General features: G+C 66.5%; 2 protein-coding genes. Both read left to right on the top strand.

Going from position 1 to position 1,697, the window contains the following annotated elements; genetic code table 11:
- On the top strand, window positions 1–1,017 hold a 1,017-nt coding region (locus tag AACH00_RS19775; RefSeq protein ID WP_341400902.1), incomplete at its 5' end, for an ABC transporter permease subunit.
- An 18-nt stretch (window positions 1,018–1,035) separates the two neighbouring features.
- On the top strand, window positions 1,036–1,697 hold a 662-nt coding region (locus tag AACH00_RS19780; protein ID WP_341400903.1), incomplete at its 3' end, for an ABC transporter ATP-binding protein.

The following is a 1,697-nucleotide window of genomic DNA, read 5'->3' on the forward strand; positions in this document are numbered from 1 at the left end:
GCAGCGCAGTTCGGGGCGGGCTGGGTGCGCATCATGGCGATCGCGCTGCTGTACGTGCTGCTGGCCCTGGGCCTGAACATCGTGGTGGGCTACGCCGGCCTGCTGGACCTGGGCTACGTGGCGTTCTACGCGACGGGTGCTTACATGTTCGCGCTGCTGGCCTCGCCGCACCTGACGGACAACTTCGAGTGGATCAAGGCCGCATTCCCGAACGGGCTGCACACGCCGATCTGGGTCGTCATTCCGCTGGCTGCGGCCATCGCGGGCCTGGCCGGGGTGATCCTGGGCGCGCCCACGCTGAAGCTGCGCGGTGACTACCTGGCCATCGTGACGCTGGGCTTCGGCGAAATCATCCGGGTGTTCATGAACAACCTGGAATACCCGATCAACATCACCAACGGCCCGCGCGGCATCAGCCAGATCGATGCGATGAGCATCGGCCCGATCGACTTCGGCAAGCCGCTGGAAGTGCTGGGGATGCAGTTGCCCGGCGTGACGATGTACTACTGGCTCTTCCTGGTGCTGGTGGTGGTGGCGGTGGTGATCTGCAGCCGCCTGGCCGACAGCCGCATCGGCCGCGCCTGGATGGCGATCCGCGAAGACGAAATTGCTGCCAAGGCGATGGGCCTGAACACCCGCAACCTGAAGCTGCTGGCCTTCGGCATGGGGGCGACCTTCGGCGGCGTGTCGGGCGCGATGTTCGCGGCCTTCCAGGGCTTCGTCTCGCCCGAGTCGTTCACGCTGATGGAGTCGGTGATGATCGTGGCGATGGTGGTGCTGGGTGGCCTGGGCCACATCCCCGGCGTGATCCTGGGCGCACTGCTGCTAGCCGCACTGCCGGAAGTGCTGCGCTACGTGGCGGGCCCGCTGCAGCAACTCACCGACGGCCGGCTGGACGCGGCCATCCTGCGCCAGCTGCTGATCGCGCTGGCCATGATCATCATCATGCTGCTGCGCCCGCGTGGCCTGTGGCCGGCGCCGGAACACGGCAAGGCTGCCGCAGCCCCGGTGAAGTAAGCAACAAGGCAAAAGACCATGAGCGAAACCGTACTCAAAGTCCAGGGCGTGTCCAAGCGCTTTGGCGGGCTGCAGGCCCTGTCGGATGTGGGCATCACGATCAACAAGGGCCAGGTGTATGGCCTGATCGGGCCGAACGGCGCCGGCAAGACGACGTTCTTCAACGTGATCACCGGGCTGTACACGCCGGACGGCGGCACCTTCGAGCTGGGCGGTGCGCCCTACACGCCGACGACGGTGCACGAAGTGGCCAAGGCAGGCATCGCCCGCACCTTCCAGAACATCCGGCTGTTCGCCGAGATGACCGCGCTGGAAAACGTGATGGTGGGCCGCCACGTGCGCTCGAAATCCGGCCTGCTGGGCGCGGTGTTCCGCACCGCCGGCTTCAAGGCTGAAGAAGCCGAGATCCGCCAGCGCGCCCAGGAACTGCTGGACTACGTGGGCATCGGCAAGTACGCCGACTTCAAGGCGCGCACGCTGAGCTACGGCGACCAGCGCCGCCTGGAGATCGCCCGCGCCCTGGCCACCGACCCGAAGCTGATCGCACTTGATGAGCCGGCTGCCGGCATGAACGCGACCGAGAAGGTGGTGCTGCGCGAGCTGATCGACCGCATCCGCAAGGACGGCCGCACGATCCTGCTGATCGAGCACGACGTGAAGCTGGTGATGGGCCTGTGCGA

The sequence above is a fragment of the Ideonella margarita genome (assembly GCF_038066635.1).
Classification (GTDB): Bacteria; Pseudomonadota; Gammaproteobacteria; order Burkholderiales; family Burkholderiaceae_C; genus Ideonella; species Ideonella margarita.